Annotated in this window: 17 protein-coding genes and 1 other annotated feature; of the genes, 1 reads left to right on the top strand and 16 read right to left on the bottom strand. The window is 40.0% G+C overall.

Annotation, left to right across the window (positions count from 1 at the left end; genetic code table 11):
* Nucleotides 1-92: 92 nt before the first annotated feature.
* From mnmA to EM808_RS28500, 16 genes are all read right to left on the bottom strand, one after another.
* Nucleotides 93-1,208 (bottom strand): tRNA 2-thiouridine(34) synthase MnmA, encoded by a 1,116-nt coding sequence (gene mnmA, locus EM808_RS06340; protein ID WP_127737347.1) that lies wholly within the window; start codon nt 1,206-1,208, stop codon nt 93-95.
* Between the two features lie 63 nt (nt 1,209-1,271).
* Nucleotides 1,272-2,417, bottom strand: a complete 1,146-nt coding sequence (locus EM808_RS06335) for a cysteine desulfurase family protein (protein ID WP_127737903.1) — start codon at nt 2,415-2,417, stop codon at nt 1,272-1,274.
* Nucleotides 2,418-2,520: 103 nt separating this feature from the next.
* Nucleotides 2,521-2,940 (bottom strand): cysteine metabolism transcriptional regulator CymR, encoded by a 420-nt coding sequence (gene cymR, locus EM808_RS06330; protein WP_127737346.1) that lies wholly within the window; start codon nt 2,938-2,940, stop codon nt 2,521-2,523.
* On the bottom strand, nt 2,937-3,623 hold the full coding sequence (locus tag EM808_RS06325; RefSeq protein WP_127737345.1) for a YczE/YyaS/YitT family protein: 687 nt from the start codon (nt 3,621-3,623) through the stop codon (nt 2,937-2,939). Before EM808_RS06325 ends, cymR begins: the two co-directional genes overlap by 4 nt.
* A gap of 255 nt (nt 3,624-3,878) precedes the next feature.
* Nucleotides 3,879-5,021 carry a M20 peptidase aminoacylase family protein gene (locus EM808_RS06320; protein WP_127737344.1) on the bottom strand — a complete coding sequence of 381 codons (1,143 nt, stop codon included), beginning with the start codon at nt 5,019-5,021 and terminating at the stop codon, nt 3,879-3,881.
* Between the two features lie 114 nt (nt 5,022-5,135).
* Entirely contained in the window at nt 5,136-6,254 is a 1,119-nt protein-coding gene (gene menC / locus EM808_RS06315; protein ID WP_127737343.1) for an o-succinylbenzoate synthase, read from the bottom strand.
* A gap of 16 nt (nt 6,255-6,270) precedes the next feature.
* Nucleotides 6,271-7,566 (bottom strand): replication-associated recombination protein A, encoded by a 1,296-nt coding sequence (locus EM808_RS06310; RefSeq protein WP_127737342.1) that lies wholly within the window; start codon nt 7,564-7,566, stop codon nt 6,271-6,273.
* Between the two features lie 123 nt (nt 7,567-7,689).
* Nucleotides 7,690-8,643, bottom strand: coding sequence for an ABC transporter permease (locus EM808_RS06305; RefSeq protein ID WP_127737341.1), 954 nt, complete (start codon nt 8,641-8,643; stop codon nt 7,690-7,692).
* Nucleotides 8,643-9,560 carry an ABC transporter ATP-binding protein gene (locus EM808_RS06300; protein ID WP_127737340.1) on the bottom strand — a complete coding sequence of 306 codons (918 nt, stop codon included), beginning with the start codon at nt 9,558-9,560 and terminating at the stop codon, nt 8,643-8,645. The genes EM808_RS06305 and EM808_RS06300 overlap by 1 nt, the downstream gene beginning before the upstream one ends.
* A gap of 14 nt (nt 9,561-9,574) precedes the next feature.
* Complete coding sequence (locus tag EM808_RS06295; protein WP_127737339.1) at nt 9,575-10,270, bottom strand: ABC transporter ATP-binding protein; 696 nt, start codon at nt 10,268-10,270, stop codon at nt 9,575-9,577.
* Nucleotides 10,267-10,647: a GntR family transcriptional regulator gene (locus EM808_RS06290; protein ID WP_127737338.1), complete on the bottom strand. Its 381-nt coding sequence runs from the start codon at nt 10,645-10,647 to the stop codon at nt 10,267-10,269. The genes EM808_RS06295 and EM808_RS06290 overlap by 4 nt, the downstream gene beginning before the upstream one ends.
* A gap of 5 nt (nt 10,648-10,652) precedes the next feature.
* Nucleotides 10,653-11,417, bottom strand: a complete 765-nt coding sequence (locus EM808_RS06285; RefSeq protein WP_127737337.1) for a hypothetical protein — start codon at nt 11,415-11,417, stop codon at nt 10,653-10,655.
* A gap of 144 nt (nt 11,418-11,561) precedes the next feature.
* The gene (locus tag EM808_RS06280; protein WP_127737336.1) at nt 11,562-12,323 is read right to left on the bottom strand and encodes a tRNA threonylcarbamoyladenosine dehydratase; all 762 of its coding nucleotides are present in this window, start codon (nt 12,321-12,323) and stop codon (nt 11,562-11,564) included.
* Nucleotides 12,324-12,844: 521 nt separating this feature from the next.
* The gene (aspS, locus tag EM808_RS06275; protein WP_127737335.1) at nt 12,845-14,623 is read right to left on the bottom strand and encodes an aspartate--tRNA ligase; all 1,779 of its coding nucleotides are present in this window, start codon (nt 14,621-14,623) and stop codon (nt 12,845-12,847) included.
* A 30-nt stretch (nt 14,624-14,653) separates the two neighbouring features.
* Entirely contained in the window at nt 14,654-15,928 is a 1,275-nt protein-coding gene (hisS, locus tag EM808_RS06270) for a histidine--tRNA ligase (RefSeq protein WP_127737334.1), read from the bottom strand.
* A 100-nt stretch (nt 15,929-16,028) separates the two neighbouring features.
* Nucleotides 16,029-16,281, bottom strand: a binding site (T-box leader).
* A 76-nt stretch (nt 16,282-16,357) separates the two neighbouring features.
* A complete protein-coding gene (locus tag EM808_RS28500) occupies nt 16,358-16,534 on the bottom strand; it encodes a hypothetical protein (protein ID WP_164849586.1) in 177 nt (58 codons plus the stop codon).
* Nucleotides 16,535-16,732: 198 nt separating this feature from the next.
* On the opposite strand from EM808_RS28500, the gene EM808_RS06265 reads away from it, so the two are divergent.
* A complete protein-coding gene (locus EM808_RS06265; protein WP_127737333.1) occupies nt 16,733-18,268 on the top strand; it encodes an N-acetylmuramoyl-L-alanine amidase in 1,536 nt (511 codons plus the stop codon).
* Nucleotides 18,269-18,291: the final 23 nt, after the last annotated feature.

The raw sequence follows: 18,291 nt of genomic DNA, 5'->3' as shown, positions 1-18,291 counted from the left end.
TCACCAGCCTCACTCTTTCTAAAAAAAAGAGAAACTAACTCAACGCACCACCTCTTAACGAAAGTTGTGCGTTATTTAGTTTCTCTGTTTCTTTAGCCTACATATGTCAACTGTTCGTTGTTACGGAACACTTTGTCAATTGTTCCTCCGCCAAGGCATTCCTCTCCTTGATAGAAGACAACAGCTTGTCCTGGAGTAACCGCACGAATTGGCTCATGGAAGGTTACTTTCACTTTTGAACCGTCTAATATTTCGACTGTCACTTTATTATCTGGTTGGCGATAACGGAATTTAGCTGTACATTCAAATGTTTTTGAAGTTTCATCTGTTGAAACCCAGCTTACATTGTCAGCGATAATGCTGTCTGAATAGAGCATTTCGTGATGGAAGCCTTGGCCAACATATAATACATTTCTTGCTAAGTCCTTGCCAATAACAAACCATGGGTCTCCGCTTCCACCGATACCTAATCCATGTCTTTGCCCGATTGTATAGTACATTAACCCATCATGTTTGCCGACAACCTTGCCATCAAATGTTTCCATATTGCCTTTTTGTGCAGGCAAATATCCACTTAAAAATTCTTTGAAGTTACGTTCACCAATAAAGCAAATACCTGTACTGTCCTTTTTCGTTGCAGTTGCCAGGTTCGCTGCAGCAGCAAGCTCACGTACCTTTGACTTTTCCATACCGCCAATTGGGAACATTACCTTACTTAACTGCTCTTCTGTTAATTGGTTAAGAAAATAAGTTTGGTCCTTATTATCGTCCTTACCTCTTAACATGCGAACTTTACCGTCCTCGCGCACAACTTGTGCATAATGACCTGTAGCCAAATAGTCTGCGCCAAGATTCATGGCATGCTCTAAAAATGCCTTAAACTTAATTTCTTTGTTGCACATTACATCAGGATTTGGTGTTCTGCCAGCCTTATATTCATCAAGGAAATAAGTGAAAACTTTATCCCAATACTGCTTTTCGAAGTTAACGGCATAATACGGAATGCCCAACTGATTGCAGACACGAATAACATCTTCATAATCCTCTGTCGCTGTACAAACACCGAATTCGTCCGTATCGTCCCAGTTCTTCATAAATATTCCGATAACGTCATAGCCTTGCTCTTTAAGAAGCAATGCAGCAACAGAGGAATCAACTCCTCCTGACATGCCGACAACTACGCGTGTATCTTTTGGTGCTTTTTCCATTTCATTCCCCCCAGTATTTCTAAGTCCATCTATCTAAGAAGAGTACAGTTCAAATAAACGGATTTATTTGGCTGTCAACCTTTGCACGATTTTTGACAGCTCGCTTCCGACATGCTTGATCTGTTCTTCTGTATTGTATAACCCGAAGCTAAATCGAATAGAGTTTTTCGTCCTTTCCGAATTCTCCCCATACATGCTCACAAGCACATGAGAAGGATCGATGGAGCCTGCTGTACAAGCAGAACCGCTTGATGCGGCAATTCCAGCCAAGTCAAGATTGACGAGCAAGGCCTCTACATTTGTTCCAGGAAAGCTTAAGTTTAAAACATGTGGCAGTGTATTTTCAACTAATCCGTTTTGCTGGAACTCAATTTTGTGTTCCTTCAAGATTTGAACGAGTATATTTTTATATGCTTCGTACTTTTGCCTTTTTTCCAGTCTCTCAGAAATAGCAATCTCTGCTGCGAGCTGGAAGGCTGCTAATGCTGGAACATTTTCCGTTCCAGCTCTACGTTTTCTTTCCTGTTCACCGCCAAATAAACGCGGTGAAAGCTGGATGCCGTTCTCTAAATAGAGAAAGCCAATCCCTTTTGGTCCGTTGATTTTGTGCGAGGAGACGGACAACAGATTAATATGCTGCTTCTTCACATCAATATCCTCTACACCATATGCTTGGACTGCATCTGTATGGAAAAGTGCTTGATGGTTTACTAGCAACTCCCCTATTTCTGTGATAGGCTGGATTGCTCCGACCTCATTGTTTCCATACATAATTGTTACAAGAATAGTATCGTCTCTTAATTCCCTTTTCAACACATCAAGATCAATAACACCAAATTCATTAACTGGTAGATATGTGACATCAAAGCCCTTCTTCTCCAGCTCCTGACAGGCAATTAGTACGGCATGATGCTCAATTTCAGTTGTAATAATATGCTTGCCCTTATGCTGGTAGCTGTCTGCTACACCGAATATTGCATGATTGTCTGCTTCGGTCCCGCCGCTTGTAATAATAATTTCCGTTTCTTGTGCCCCGATGCTCGCAGCAAGACTGTTTCTCGCATTATCAATAATTTTTCGGGCTTGTCGTCCGAATGTATGGATACTTGAAGGGTTACCATAAGCTTGCTGCATTACTTCATGCATTTTTTCAATAACTTTTGGATGCATCGGCGATGTTGCCGCATGATCCACATATATATGTTCCAACATCTTCACCTACTGAAATTTATTATTCTAAAAATCCAACTACCTTATAGTAATAGGATAGTCAAATACTTGCCAACTATTTGCTTTTAGCTTTTAGCACCACTTAAATATAGAACATGTAGGATTCAGAATCGCCTTCTTCTTTATGGTTCGCCAAATCCTCTATTGTAGTAGAATCAAGCACGTCCTTGACCGCATCACGGATTTTCATCCAAAGAGCTTTTTTGGCAGGCTCCTCATCCTCGATTCCTTCAACAGGGCTAATTGGCCCTTCTAATGTACGAATGATATCTCCGGCAGTGATGTTTTTTGGATCATCGCCAAGCACATACCCTCCATATGCTCCTCTAATGCTGCGAACATAGCCTGCGTTTCGAAGCGGCGCGACAAGCTGCTCTAAATAATGTTCAGACAAATCATTCGTTTGGGCAATTGACTTCAAAGAAATTGGGCCTTCTCCATGCTTTTTTGCTAATTCCATCATAATTGTTAAGCCGTAACGGCCCTTTGTTGAGATTTTCATATATCTGCACTCCTATTATTTACAATTTTTTTATTTAATTGATGTGATTTTTGAACTTTCGCCAACAGCATATCTGTCCAGCTTTGGCATTGCGGGATACTAATGCCAGCTATTTTTCCAATGATAATGGCATAAACCACTGTGCCCCAAAAAACAGGTCCGCCCATCAGCCATCCTGAAAAAAGCACAATTGCCTCCATAATAAATCTTGTCGTGGAAATACTCATCCCAAGCCTTTGTGATAAAACAAGCATTAGACTGTCCCTCGGACCTGCTCCGAGTTTAGCGGAAATATATAAGCCCATGCCATACGCCATAATGACTAAGCCTAGTAAAAACATTACACCTCTACCAAATAGTGCTTCTGGTGTCTTCATAAACGGCATAAGCAAAAACAAATCAATAAAAAGCCCCACTAGCAGCATATTAAGAAATGCGCCGGCTTTCGGGATTGTTTTAGACAGAACAGCACTGACAAAAAGGACAAAAAAGCCGACTATTATCGTCCAGCTTCCGATCGTTAACCCAAGTTGGTAAAATAAGCCGATGTTTAGTACATCCCATGGTGCAGATCCTAAATCTGCTTTAATTAAAAGGACAATTCCAAATGACATAATAAGCAGGCCGACAATAAATATTACCGTTCGCCATGTGAGCTTTCTTGCTTTCAATAAGGCACCCATATTATTATCCACCTTTACATATTTACGTTAATCCGCAGCAATTCGAACATTCATTATAACATATTTTTGTCTGTATGCCGCTTGCATCACAAGTTAGATACTTTCCATTATAATTATGTTATATCCTATCTATTCAATAGGATATCATATTTCTGCATTTTTTTTTGATAATCCATGCCTTTATGTGCATTTCTTTTAAAATTATTTCTCTTGTATGGCAAAAAGGCAGCCTCCATTTGTAAGCTGCCAATTGTATTATTCTATATCTCCATTCAGCCTTAATACGCTTAATGCCATTATTTTTACCCCATTCACTAAGCTGTCCAGCTCAAATGACATATTAGGGTGATGGAGCCCTGGCTTAAGGTCTGTTCCTAGTCCAATCATTGTCGCTTTAAGATGCTTCATGCTTTTCGGATAAAAATGAAAATCCTCTCCACCTGGTGTGACTGGAGGAGAAACTAACCCTTTTTCTCCAAGCACTTCTTTTATGCTTGCTGACACTACTTCTTCCATCAGCGCATTATTACTTGCAGCAGGCATTTCTGACAGAAGCTCAAGCTCCACCTTTGCACCATTCGCTTCTCCTGCATGATAAATACTTCTCTTTAATTGATCGATAAGCTGATCCATTGCTTCATTCGTTTGCGCACGCACATCAATACCAAACTCTGCATAATCAGGGATAATATTAAAGCTTTTCCCTCCACCTTGAACAAACGTCATTTTTGCAGATGCAGGTATGATTGGATTTAGCGGAATAGAACGTATTGCCATATTGATGGAAGTTAGACTGTCAATAACATTTATCCCCAAATGATAACGTGCAGCATGTGCCTGCAATCCGTAAATTCGCCCTTTAAAGGAAGCAGCTGCTCCGTGATAAATGGCAGGTGATGCTTCATTAAACCTCATTTCTTGAATTGGTCGCAGATGAAGTCCCAATAAATAATCAACATCATCCAAAAGGTTTTTATGTACGAATGAAAGTGCTCCAGCTCCTTTTTCCTCTGCCGGCTGGAAGAAGCTTTTAATCATTCCCTTTGGCTCAACGCCTAATTCCTTTAAGCACTTAAGGGTAAAAAGCACGATTGTCATATGTGCATCATGTCCGCAGGAATGGTTCGCTTTCCATGTACCGTTCACATTTTGCCATAATGCATCCATATCTGTACGCACACCAATTGTCGGACCTTTGCCATTTCCCCATAAACCGACTGCTCCTGTCTGGTCAGAAAATGTCTTATACGGTATGTCGAGTGCATCAAGCTGCTTACAAATAAATGTAGTTGTTTCCTTCTCCTCCCAGCTGATTTCTGCATGCTCATGCAAATAATGATACATTTTTTTCATTTCTGCTGCTTTTTTGTCAACCCATTCATGTACTTTCTCTTTCAACTATTTATCCTCCGTCTCCTTGTTCGATGCTGCATGTACCGAATATTCTGTATTTTAAACGTGCACAATCTTCTAAAAGAAAAGATTGTGTTATTTCCTGCTAACCTAAAAGTATTATATGTCATTAGTATATATCTTTTTTCCAATCATGTACTTTTTAATTACTTGCTCGTTTAATTCATAACCGATTCCGGCACTTGTCGGAACAGCTATTTTTCCTGGGGCAGACATTTGTACCTCAGGCTGGATAATATCCTCCTGCCAATAACGGTCTGATGCCGATGTATCACCGGCAATCGTAAAGTTTGAAAGAGAGGTTATGGCAATATTATGCGCTCTGCCGACACCTGCTTCAAGCATCCCGCCACACCAGACAGGGATATTGTTTTTTTGGCATAAATCATGAATTTTTTTTGCTTCTGTCAAACCACCGACACGGCCAATTTTTAAATTGATGATTCTGCAGCTATCAAGCTCAATCGCTTTACGAGCATCTTCTGCTGAACAGATGCTTTCATCCAAACAGATGGGTGTGTCCAGCTGTTTTTGCAAGACTGCGTGGTCAAGCATATCATCAAATGCCAAGGGCTGTTCGATCATCAATAGCTTTAAGGGATCCAATTTCTTTAAATGGTCCAAATCCTCGAGAGAATAAGCCGAGTTCGCATCCGCCATAAGCGGAATATTAATCCCGAATTTTTCTCTGATTTTAGTCAATGGCTCCAAATCATAGCCTGGCTTAATCTTAACTTTGATTTTTTTATAGCCCTCTGATAAGTACCCTTCTATTTTGAGAAGAAGATCATCGATTGACTTTTGGATACCGATGCTCACACCAACATCAATACTCTCTCTTGTTCCCCCAAGAGCATGTGCAAGTGATATTTTTCTTTTTTTGCTATAAAGGTCCCAAACCGCACCTTCTAATGCGGCTTTTGCCATATTATTTCTTCTGATTGGCGAAAAAATGGCAGAAACATCGTCCGGATGATTTATCTTATTTTTAAAAAGGAGCGGAATTAAAAATTCCTCCATCATATAGGCGGAAGTCCCCGTAGTTTCTTCTGTATACCCTGGATTAGGCATAGCAACAGACTCTCCATAGCCAATATGCTCGCCACTGAACATTTTTATTAGATAGAAATCCTTTTCTGTCAGTCTGCCGAAGCTTGTCTCAAACGGATGAAGCAAAGGCATCTTTAAGTGAAGAAGCTCTATTTTGTCCATCTTCAATACTGCTGCACTTCCCTTATTGTTTTTTCCCGCTATCTGTCCGGAATCCTGCTAACCGTTCATAAATAGCCTTAAGCTTTTTCTCTTCTCCTGCCTCTGTCGGCTCATAATACTTTGTTCCCTTTAGCTTATCTGGTAAATAGTCCTGATTAACCCAGCCGCCGAACGTACCGATTGGATAATCATGGGGATATACATATCCTACATGTCCTAGCACCTTACTCCCGGCATAATGACCGTCACGAAGATGCATCGGGATATCCCCGACATTGCCGCTTCTTACATCAGCTATTGCTGCATCAAGTGCTTTGTATGCGGCATTTGATTTAGAGGACAAGCACATTTCCACAACAGCAACAGATAATGGAATTCTTGCTTCAGGAAGGCCAAGCCGTTCGCTGGCTGTAACAGCAGCAAGGACATTATTGCCGACAGACGTTTTGGCTAGTCCAATATCCTCGTAGGCGATAACAAGCAGTCTTCTGTTGACTGCCACAAGATCACCAGTTTCGAGCAAATGGGCCAAATAATAAAGAGCAGCATCAACATCGCTGCCACGAATGCTTTTTTGCAGGCTTGACAGTAAATTGTAGAAATGGGAGCCCTTCTTATCTCCATACACACCGACTTTTTCAATCATCGACTCAACCATCTCGTCTTTTATAATAAATTTGCCATCTTTCTTGTCAGAAGAGTAGACGATTGATTCTAAAAGGGTGAGAGATTTTCTTGCGTCCCCATTTGTCCCTTGTGCAATTTTTTTAATTTGTTCATCCGTAATCTCAATAGCAAAACTGCCAAGGCCGCGTTCTTCCTTGATTGCTCGTGTGAGCAGCTCCTCAATATCTGAATCTGTCAATCTTTTTAGCTGCTTGATCTGGCCACATCGGCTTCTGATCGCGGGATTCACATCGTGATAAGGGTTTTCTGTTGTTGCCCCAATCAAAACGATATCTCCTCTTTCCACATGTGGAAGCAAATAATCCTGCTGGGCTTTATTAAAACGATGAATCTCATCAAGAAAAAGCAGCACCTTGCCTGTCAGCCTTGCTTCGTCCACAACTGCTTCCACATCTTTTTTGCCTGCAGTCGTTGCATTTAAAGCAATAAAGGGCAAGCTTGTTGTACCCGCAATCGCAAAGGCAATGGAGGTTTTTCCTATACCAGGCTCACCATATAAAAGCATGGATGGTACATAGCCGTTTTTAATCATTTTATATAAGCTTGTTTGGTTACCGATTATATCCTGTTGCCCGACAACCTCATCAATTGTCGTTGGTCTCATTCGATATGCTAATGGTTCTCCATTCACTGTACTCACACCTTTTGTCGCACTTCTTTATTAACTATTATATCGCAATCTCATGCGGAAACGAAAAGTTTAGACTTTAAAACAAAAAAGCGGAATGGCATCAGCCATCCGCTCTTAGACTACTTATGCAGCTACATCTCTTTTCTTGAACACTAAAAATGCAAGAAGATGGAAAATCAAAAAATACACGCAAAGCATAATAATGGAGAATGTCATCGTCATTCCTTGAACTATTGGTGCACCTTCAAAATATTGGCTTAGATCTGTATTGGCAAATAAGATGTACTTTGCCCATTCAAACTTTGTTGCAAGCATAAATGTGACCGTGCTGCCCATAAACATAAGAAAAATCGAGATTCCAACAGCAAGGGAGCTGTTTCGGAAGACACTTGAAATCATAAATGCCATTGTTGTTATCATTAATAAACTAATAGAGTTGAGTCCGTATGATATTAACAAATGCACAATCATGTTTTGTTCTGTAACAGCTCCATCATGATAATTCAAATAAGGAGTATGAGTGTCAGGGAAACCGAATAATATTCCTCCAAGTAGTATAGAAAAAACAAACAAAATGAAAAGCAGGCAAATACCAAACAGCAATACTGTCAAATATTTAGACAATAATATTTTTGCTCTGCTTATCGGGCGGATAAGCAGCAGCTTCACCGTCCCCCATGTAAACTCATTTGCGACAATTCCTGCAGCAATGATAATGGTAAACAAGCCTGCAAAGGAAATAAGCTCTGTAGTATCTGACACAAAGTCCCATGCCGAATAATCTACATTCGTTGAGATATTATGCTCTATCCTGTATTTGTTAATAGCAATCTGTTGTCTAGTGTAGTCAATGGAAGTTGGGTCAACTGTTCCATCATCAAGCTGTTTTTGATATTCCTTGGTCTCAAGCTCGAGGCCCTGCTTCCAATTTTCATTATCAGGGACTGACAAGCCATACTCCTGATATTTAGTTATAGCACCGATCGCTATTGAACTCAGCAGCAATAATACGACCATTACATGTGTGGCAGTGCGCTTCCATATTTTCATCCATTCATTCTGAAGCAGCTGCAGCATTATAACTCCCCCTTCTCATTGGTCACTTCTAAGAATCTATCTTCGAGTGTTTTCGATATCTCTCTTATTCCAAATATAGAAATATCATGGCTCGCAAGTAGTTTGACCAGTTCAGGAACTTGCTCTTTTTTAACCGGTACCTCCAGGCAAGAATCACTTTTTGTAAGGTTTATACCTGGCAAATGCTCGGTGATTAAATTGATCGCATCATCCAAACGGTCCAGTTCCAGCTCATACAGCTTTTCTGCATTGCTGACAAAATCCTTCACAAGCTGAACATCCACAAGCTTGCCTTGCTGGATAATACCGATTCTGTCACACATCATTTCCATTTCTGATAACAGATGACTGGAAACAATAACAGCCATTCCTCTGTCTCTTGCAAGCATTCTTAAATGATCACGAATCTCTCTTATTCCTGCAGGATCAAGGCCGTTCGTCGGCTCATCAAGGATAAGGACTTTAGGGTCATGCAATAAGCTTTGGGCAAGCCCTAGCCTTTGTCTCATACCAAGTGAATACGTTTTGACCTTGTCATTGATTCTGTCGGTAAGGCCAACAAGCTCGACAACCTCTGCTATCTTTGCTTTACTAACTCCTTTTATCATCCGCCCATAGTGCACCAAATTATCATAGCCAGACAGAAATTTATACATTTCCGGATTCTCCACGATTGCACCAACATGCTGAACTGCCTTTTCGAAATCTTTTTTGACACTATTGCCACAAATAAAAATATCTCCGTCAGACATGCTGATAAGTCCTACAATCATACGGATTGTTGTCGTTTTCCCTGCACCATTTGGGCCAAGAAAGCCAAACACTTCTCCCTCTTCGACATTGAAGCTTAAACGGTCGATGATTTTCCTGCCTTTAATGATTTTTGAAACATCTTTCAGTTCTACAACACTTGCCATACTAGCTCCCCTCTCTATAACTGCTTAATATTTTCTCTCATCCACTCAACAACAGAAAGTCCATATTGTTCTCTAAGTGTTTCCACATGAAAATGTGCTGCGAAATGACCTTGATTTATGACAACCACATCATCCAAAAGCGGTTCAATCTCGGCAATCTCATGTGTGGCAATGATGACAGTTTGTCTGTCAAAATCAATATAATGAAGCAAGCCCTTTACAATTGACTCTCTAACCATCGGATCTAACCCTGAAAATGGTTCATCAAGCAATAACACAGGCACCTTCCTGCTTAAGCTGATAACAAGCTTTAATCTTCCTCTGTTTCCTTTAGACAGCTCTTTGATTTTTTTATCTTTATCGAGCGCCATATAGCTTATAAGTTCATAAGCTGTTTCCATATTTAAATCCTGAAATTGCGAGGCGGAAAACTCAAGCATATCTAATACAGTAAAACCTTCGTAAAACATATCTAATTCGGTTAAATAAGAAACGTCAGCAGCGATTTTCCGATTCGCTTTTTTGCCGTTGACACTTACACTTCCTGAGGTTGGCTGGACAAGTCCTGCAATCATTTTCAGGGTAGTTGATTTCCCACTCCCATTAGCTCCGACCAGTCCGTATATCTTGCCTTGTTCGAAGGTGAAATCAATGTCTTGTAAGGCTGTTTCTTTCCCGTATTTTTTGGTGACTTTTTGAAATAAAATCAAGACTTTCCCTCCTTTCTTCTGTTCAAATGCTGCGTCAGTTCTGCTATCAGTTCTTCCTCAGACATGCCAAGCTCCTTCATATTCGCAATAAACCTGTCGACAATATCAAACTGCAGTTTTTTCTTCACTTCCTCCAGCACTTCCCTTTTATCCGTGATGAATGTCCCCTGTCCTCTTTTCGTTTCCACAATATGCATCCTCTCCAACTCACTGTAGGTTCTTTGGATTGTATTTGGATTTACTCCTGACTCAATGGCCATTTCTCTAACAGAAGGAAGCTTTTGCCCCTCTTTCAGCTCCTGTCTTGCAATTTGCTGCATGATTTTATCAACAATTTGCATATATATTGGCCTTGATGCTTTAAAGTCATCAGACATTCACCTTACACCTCCACTTTCTTGTCTAAAGCCCAAGAAGAAAGCCAGAAGAGCAGAATTGCTGTCAAACAATAGCCAGCAAGAACAAATATGGATATATCCATCATTTCAAAGCTGGCTTGGAAGGAATTTGCCCCTGTTTCCATATGAAATACGTTTCCTATATTCAACATCCATTTGTCTTTTAAAGCTTGAACAAAACTAATTTTCCCGAATAACCCAGTTAACATTTCCCATAAATACCAGATTGCAATAAGAACAAGCCAGCGGAGTTTTTTTAAAGCTTGAACTCTCGCGATACTATGATAAACAGTCCAATAAAATAGGACCCAAATGCTGATATAAAACGATAGCACCCAAATTGCAACAGCAATCATGACAATATCACCAGTAGAGAACATCTCGTTGAACTCTGCTAACGAAGCAATACTGATAATCGTAATAATCGTGATGAGGATAGTCGAGCACACAGACAGCAAGGAACAGGCTGTCAGCTTTGACAGCAATAATTTCGCACTGCTTTGCGGATTATGAAGCCATAATTGTGTTTTCCCTTCCATATTAAGAGATGTCAACAGCGATCCAGGTAAATAAATAACATGTGCAATGATTAAAGCAAACGAAATCACTCCAACAAGCATGCGGGTATCGTAATAGTTGGAAAATAGCCAACCTGCAGCAAAAGCTATGACCATAAAAATCATAATCGTGTAAAAATAGCCGATAGAAATCTTTATATCCTTTCTCAATAAGCCCTTAAAAGCGTTCATATATATCTCCCCGAATAAATGTATTAGTGTACTATCAAAATAGTACACTAATACATTTCCATAAGCAATAGGTAATTTGTCAATTTAAGCCAGCTATTTAACATACAAAAACCCAGGCTGCTCCCAGCCTGGGCTTTTCACTTATTAGTCGTTAACACGTACTATTTTAATATCGCCTAACAATTCTTTTACAACGTGACTTGCCATAATCAAGCCAGCAACAGAAGGGACAAATGCATTCGAAGATGGAGGCATTTTTGCCTTACGAATTGGTGCATTATCTTTGCCGACCACTTTACGAACATCCTCCCTAATAACAATCGGGCTCTCATCAGAGAATACCACTTTAATTCCTTTGCGTATGCCTTCTTTTCGCAAACGAAGACGAACTACTTTAGCAATTGGATCTGTATGCGTCTTGCTGATGTCAGCAATCTGGAAACGAGTTGGGTCCATTTTATTTGCTGCACCCATGCTGGAAATGATGGGAATATTTCTTGTTAAGCATTCCTTCATCAAATGAATTTTATAGGAAATTGTATCAGACGCATCAACAACATAGTCTAAACCGTATGCAAAAATTTCTTCATACGTTTCTTCCGTATAAAACATTTTCAACGCAATCACTTCGCACTCTGGATTAATATCAGCAATACGTTCCTTCATTATATCTACTTTCGGGCGTCCTACAGTTGATAATAGTGCAATTACTTGGCGATTGACATTCGTGATATCAACATCATCCTTATCAATCAAAATCAATTTGCCGACACCGGAACGAGCTAAAGCCTCCGCAGAAAAGGAGCCTACTCCCCCTATGCCCAGTACTGCAACAGTGCTGTTTTTTAACTTTTCTAATCCCTCAGTGCCAATTGCTAATTCATTTCTTGAAAATTGGTGCAACATCTATTTCTTCAACTCCATTATTAGATTTACCGTCAAACAGGAATTGGCAATTCCTTTATATCTATTTATGATTTCTAGTATTATCTACTCTTAAACCCTTTTGTACTATAACATAAAATGTAGACAGGTTCTAGCCCTAGACCGATTTGAGTATAAAGGAAAAAGAGGCTGAGACCAAACAAAAGATAAGCTTTCTAAACACGAATAATAGAATTACAACTAAATTTGAAAAATGAAGGTTGTGTCTAAATAGAATGCTGAGTTAAAGTTAGTTCGTTTCATTGCGCGCTCGTCCTTGCGCTTTCCGCGGGGAGGAATGGAGCCTCCTCGTCTTCGCCTGTGGGGTCTAAAGCGTCCTCTATTTCCCTTAGTAGTCGAGTGGCCTCCGCTCCATTCCACTAAAATTTTCTAATTTTTTGTATTTAAACTAAAAACAAAAAACCGAACTATCTAATCAATAGTTGATTAAGTAGTTCGGTCTTTACGCTGATTCACATACTTATGACCCAGCCTCTTTTCAATCAGTCGTTTTGTTTCGGTGCTTTAAGGGCAAGATGCAAATCATCAAGCTGGCTTTGAGAAACTTCGCCAGGTGCATCTGTAAGTAAGCAGCTTGCGCTTGCTGTTTTCGGGAATGCAATTGTGTCACGAAGATTCGTTCTGCCAGACAGCAGCATGATAAGTCTGTCTAAGCCAATTGCGATTCCGCCATGTGGTGGTGTCCCGTATTCAAATGCTTCTAACAAGAAGCCAAATTGCTCATAAGCCTCTTCTTTTGAGAAGCCTAGCATACTGAACATTTTTTCTTGGATATCCTTTTCGAAAATACGAAGTGATCCACCACCAAGCTCATAACCATTCAATACGATATCATATGCTTGTGCTTTGACAGCCTTAGGATTAGAATCAAGCAGTTCGATATCCTCTCTTTTTGGCATTGTGAATGGATGGTGTGCCGCATAGAAACGATTTTCTTCTTCATCATATTCGAACAACGGCCAATCTGTCACCCATAGGAAATTGAACTTGTCTGGGTCAATTAGGTTCAGTTCTTTCGCCAATTTTTGACGAAGTGCACCTAATGAATCTGCGACAACATTTGCTTTATCTGCTACAAACAGCAATAAATCTCCACTTTCAATGGAAAGTGCTGCTTCAAATGCTTTTTGCTCTTCCTCAGAAATGAATTTAGAGATAGGTCCTTTCAAACCGTCTTCCTCTGCCTTCAACCAAGCTAATCCTTTTGCACCATAAACCTTCACGAAATCTGTTAAAGCGTCGATGTCCTTACGAGAGTATTTATCACTCGCTTGTTTTACATTGATTGCTTTCACTTGGCCGCCTGATTCAACAGCTGCTGCAAAAACCTTAAAGCTAGAGTCTTTCACGATTTCAGAAAGGTCTGTTAGCTCCATGTCAAATCTTGTGTCAGGCTTATCAGAACCGTATCTTGCCATTGCTTCATCGTAAGGCATTCTTGGGAATGGTGCAGGAACATCGATTCCTTTTACTTCACGCATAATTGTTACCATCATATTTTCCATCATATTCATGATGTCTTCCTGACTCACAAAGCTAGTTTCAATGTCCAGCTGTGTGAATTCTGGCTGACGATCTGCACGTAAATCCTCATCACGGAAGCAGCGAGCAATTTGGTAGTAGCGCTCAATTCCGCCAACCATCAACAGCTGCTTGAAAAGCTGCGGCGATTGCGGTAATGCGTAGAATTCATTTGGATGCACACGGCTTGGCACAAGATAATCTCTTGCTCCCTCTGGAGTACTCTTCGTCAGAATTGGTGTTTCAATGTCCAAGAATCCTTCGCTATCTAAAAAGTCTCTCATGATTTTTGTTACTTGATGACGCATTTTCAATGTTTCAAACATAACTGGTCTTCTGAAATCCAAGTAGCGATACTTTAAGCGAACTTCCTCTGCCACATCTGTTTTGTCAGAAATAGTGAATGGAGGTGTTTTTGCTTCATTAAGAATCGAAATCTCATCAACTACGATTTCTACTTTTCCTGTTGACAGGTTTTCATTAATAGTTCCTTCCTGCCTTGCAACAACAGTTCCTTTAATATCTAAAACAAACTCGTTTCTTACTTTTTCTGCAACCTCAAGCGCTTCTTTATTTATTTCAGGGTTAAACACAATTTGCACGACGCCCGTACGGTCACGTAAATCAATGAAAATCAATCCACCTAAATCACGTCTTTTTTGAACCCAGCCCTTTAAACTAACTTTTTCGCCAATAGCCTTTTCTGGTACTTCACCACAATAATACGTTCTACCAAACATATTTATCCTCCTTTAAGTTTCCCTTATCTATTAATAGCTCTGAAAATCCTTTAAAGCCGCCGCTAAATGATCCAGATTTACTTGTTTTTGTTCACCAGTCTCCTGGCTCTTCACATTGATTTTGTTTTCTTTCAGCTCATCTTCCCCTAATATTGCGACAAACTTAGCTTGCAAGCGATCTGCTGCTTTAAATTGCCCTTTTACTTTTCTGTCCAAGTAATCTCTTTCTGCAGAAAATCCTGCTTTGCGCAATTCATTTAGAAGCCCGACTGTATAATCCTTCGCTTCCTCACCTAATGCAACAAGATAGCAATCAATTTTCTTTTCGATTGGCAATTCAATTCCTTCTGCCTGTAATGCAGCAAGTAATCTTTCTAAGCTCATCGCAAAGCCGATACCAGGTGCTTCCGGACCGCCAAGCTCTTCTGTTAGCCCATTGTAGCGACCGCCTCCGCATAATGTCGTAATCGCTCCAAATCCTTCTGCTTCACTCATAATTTCAAATGCAGTGTGGTTATAGTAATCTAGTCCTCTGACAAGATTAGAATCCACTTCATAAGGAATATTCAAGGCAGTTAAATAAGCTTGTACTTTTTCAAAGTATTGCTTGGAATCCTCATTTAAATATTCAAGAATGGATGGAGCCGACTTCATTAACGGATGATCATGGTCTTTTTTACAATCAAGGATTCTCATCGGGTTCTTTTCAAGACGACTTTGGCAATCCTTACAGAATTCACCGATGCTTGGGCTAAAGTGGCCCATCAGCGCTTCTCTGTGTGCAAGCCTGCTTTCCTTGTCTCCAAGGCTGTTAACAACAAGCTTCAATTTTGACAGCCCAAGTGATTCATAAACGGAATAGGCTAGTGCCATTACTTCCGCATCGATCGCTGGATCTTTACTACCGATTGCTTCTACTCCAAACTGAACGAATTGGCGGAATCTGCCTGCCTGTGGGCGTTCATAACGGAACATTTGCCCTAAATAGAAAAGCTTAACTGGCTGTGATGGCAAACCAAACATTTTATTTTCTACAAATGAGCGGACTACAGAAGCTGTTCCTTCTGGTCTTAAAGTCAGGCTTCTTTCGCCTCTGTCCTCAAATGTGTACATTTCCTTTGTCACAATATCTGTTGTATCTCCAACACTGCGCAAAAACAGCTCAGTATGTTCAAAGATTGGTGTTCTTATTTCGTTATACTGAAAACGATCGCAAAGATCTTTAATACGATTTTCGATATATTGCCATTTTTCTACTGTGCCTGGCAGAATATCTTGCGTACCTCTTGGAATATTTATTTGCATGGTTTTACCCTCCTGTTATAGCCTATGTATAGGATTATCGGGGCACACTCTAGGAAAAAAACAAACAAAAAAATCCCGCCCCTTGTATATCAAAACATATACAAGGGACGAGATTTGTATCCCGTGGTGCCACCCTAATTGAAGAAATACATTGCAATAAAGAAATGCATCTTCCACTTTGCAGTTAACGCCTGCTAACGTTTCATACCTAATAATGTCTATTAAAAACATGTTCAGAAGAAAACCTACGGAGTGTTCATTCATTAAGTCAGCATGCAGAAATGCTCCCAGCCTGTGGCATTTCCTCTCTTTCCATGTGAATCCTAACTACTTTTCTCCCTCATTGGCTTTTTTTATTTATCCCTTATTATTTAATTAATAATAATAAGAGTTCAATTGATTGTCAATAGTCAATTACTGTGCACTTTCTTAATATCTGCCAACCTGCTTCTTCAGTTTTTTTGCATCTCCCACAGATAAGCCAAATTCAGAAGCAAGCTCAACAGCAGTAGAATATGCTTCCTTTTCAATAAAATCATGAAAATCAATACCGAGTAATTTCGAGTTAACATCATGCGTTTTTAGGCTTTTTTCACCAAATCTCATCGTTTTCACCCTTTTTCTTCGTAATTTCTATTATTATCCCCATGAGTAAAAAAAATTTTCATTATATGTTATATTTATTGTCTAAAATTGAAAAGAAAAAGAGAAAAGTTATCAAAGGAGATTGTCACCTTACAGAGAAATGTATTAAAATGCAAATGAAATAGCTCTTTAAATTGGAAAGGAGGAATAAGCTTCCAGATGATAAAGAAACGACAGTGGATTATTCCCATTTTGCTGCTTATGCTCCTGCCTGCATTAGAAGCTCATGCAGAAAGCAGTCAAACCGTTCAATCGGCGACAGTCCTTAATATAAGAGAAGGCCCAAGTCTTGAAGACGCGATTAAAGGAAAAATGGAAAGAGGCACAAACTACAAGGTCGTAACAGACAATGGAGATTGGTTAAAGATTGATATGGGAAATGGGCAAGTTGGCTGGGTGGCAGCCTATTTAGTCACTAAATCTGATGGTTCTAATGATATGGACGAGCAGGCTGTATCCAATGTAAGTGAAGGCAGTAGCGGAACGATAACAGAGGGTGGTATTAGACTTCGTAAAGGACCAGGCACTGATTATCAGGTTATTACGACACTTAATAAGGATATGACTGTTACAATCCTTTCAAATGAAGGGAATTGGACAAAGATACAGTCACAATCAGGAACAGGCTGGGTAAACAGTGAATATATTTCATCAGCAACAACTCAAGCCCCAACAGAGATCTCACAAGATGACACAACAGCTGTTGTTAGTGAGAACGATATTAACGTTCGGGACACGGCTTCCTTGAATGGAGAAGTCATCGGAAAATTGGCAGAAGGTACTGTCATACATATAGTTGCAGAGAATGGGGATTGGGTTAAAATCCAATTTTCAGGCAATACTGGCTGGGTTTATAAAAGTTTGCTTCAGGATGAAAGCAAGGCTGAAAGCACCTCGACCTCGAAACAAACAATTGATACGTCTGTCACCATTCTGCACGATGGGACAAACATTCGCAGTGATGCATCTGTTAATGCCTCTGTGCTGTTTGTTGCAGCAAAAGGGGAATCCTATCAGGCAACAGAAGAGGTAGGAGATTGGTATAAGATTGAGCTAGATAGCGGCGACACAGGCTATGTAGCTAACTGGATTGTGCAGGAATCTGGCAGTGGACAAGCATCCACCACCAAACAAAAAAGGAATCGTGATGAAACTGGTGACTTAAAAGGGAAAACAATTGTCATTGATCCAGGTCATGGCGGTAAAGACAGCGGAACAATTGGAGCTATTGGCACACTGGAAAAAACACTGACAATTCGCACTGCCAACCTTCTTGCAGACAAGTTACGGGCTGCAGGGAGTAATGTGATTATCACAAGACAAAACGATATTTTCATTACACTGCAGGAGAGAGTTAATATCAGCAATCTTAACAATGCAGATGCATTTATCAGCATCCATTATGACAGCATTAAAGACAGCAGTGTCAGAGGGATGACCAGCTATTATTACAGCTCTTCCCAAAAGGAACTTGCTAATGTGCTGCATGAAAGTATTATCGAATCAACAGAATTAAAAGACCGTGGTGTAAGGCAAAACAATTACTTTGTATTAAGGGAAAATAATCAGCCAGCAACACTTCTTGAGCTTGGCTATTTAAGCAACAAACAAGAGGAGCAGCTTGTATCCTCCCAAAAATATCAAGAAACAGTTTCTGCAGCCATTTATGAAGGTCTTGAAAACTATTTCCAATAAAAAAAATCCGTTCCTCATTGGAA

This window comes from Niallia taxi (assembly GCF_004005475.1).
Lineage (GTDB): Bacteria > Bacillota > Bacilli > Bacillales > Cytobacillaceae > Niallia > Niallia taxi.
Note: the sequence above shows the minus strand (reverse complement) of the source record. Positions and strands in the feature narration are given on the sequence as shown.

Excerpts from the sequence above, each read along its gene's own strand:
- EM808_RS06290 (WP_127737338.1), bottom strand. The coding sequence starts at position 10,647 with ATGTCTGATGACTTTAAAGCATCAAGGCCAATATATATGCAAATTGTT.
- aspS (WP_127737335.1), bottom strand. The coding sequence starts at position 14,623 with ATGTTTGGTAGAACGTATTATTGTGGTGAAGTACCAGAAAAGGCTATT.
- EM808_RS06285 (WP_127737337.1), bottom strand. The coding sequence starts at position 11,417 with ATGAACGCTTTTAAGGGCTTATTGAGAAAGGATATAAAGATTTCTATC.
- EM808_RS06280 (WP_127737336.1), bottom strand. The coding sequence starts at position 12,323 with ATGTTGCACCAATTTTCAAGAAATGAATTAGCAATTGGCACTGAGGGA.
- EM808_RS06325 (WP_127737345.1), bottom strand. The coding sequence starts at position 3,623 with ATGGGTGCCTTATTGAAAGCAAGAAAGCTCACATGGCGAACGGTAATA.
- mnmA (WP_127737347.1), bottom strand. The coding sequence starts at position 1,208 with ATGGAAAAAGCACCAAAAGATACACGCGTAGTTGTCGGCATGTCAGGA.
- EM808_RS06300 (WP_127737340.1), bottom strand. The coding sequence starts at position 9,560 with ATGGCAAGTGTTGTAGAACTGAAAGATGTTTCAAAAATCATTAAAGGC.
- EM808_RS06305 (WP_127737341.1), bottom strand. The coding sequence starts at position 8,643 with ATGCTGCAGCTGCTTCAGAATGAATGGATGAAAATATGGAAGCGCACT.
- hisS (WP_127737334.1), bottom strand. The coding sequence starts at position 15,928 with ATGCAAATAAATATTCCAAGAGGTACGCAAGATATTCTGCCAGGCACA.
- EM808_RS06265 (WP_127737333.1), top strand. The coding sequence starts at position 16,733 with ATGATAAAGAAACGACAGTGGATTATTCCCATTTTGCTGCTTATGCTC.
- cymR (WP_127737346.1), bottom strand. The coding sequence starts at position 2,940 with ATGAAAATCTCAACAAAGGGCCGTTACGGCTTAACAATTATGATGGAA.
- EM808_RS28500 (WP_164849586.1), bottom strand. The coding sequence starts at position 16,534 with ATGAGATTTGGTGAAAAAAGCCTAAAAACGCATGATGTTAACTCGAAA.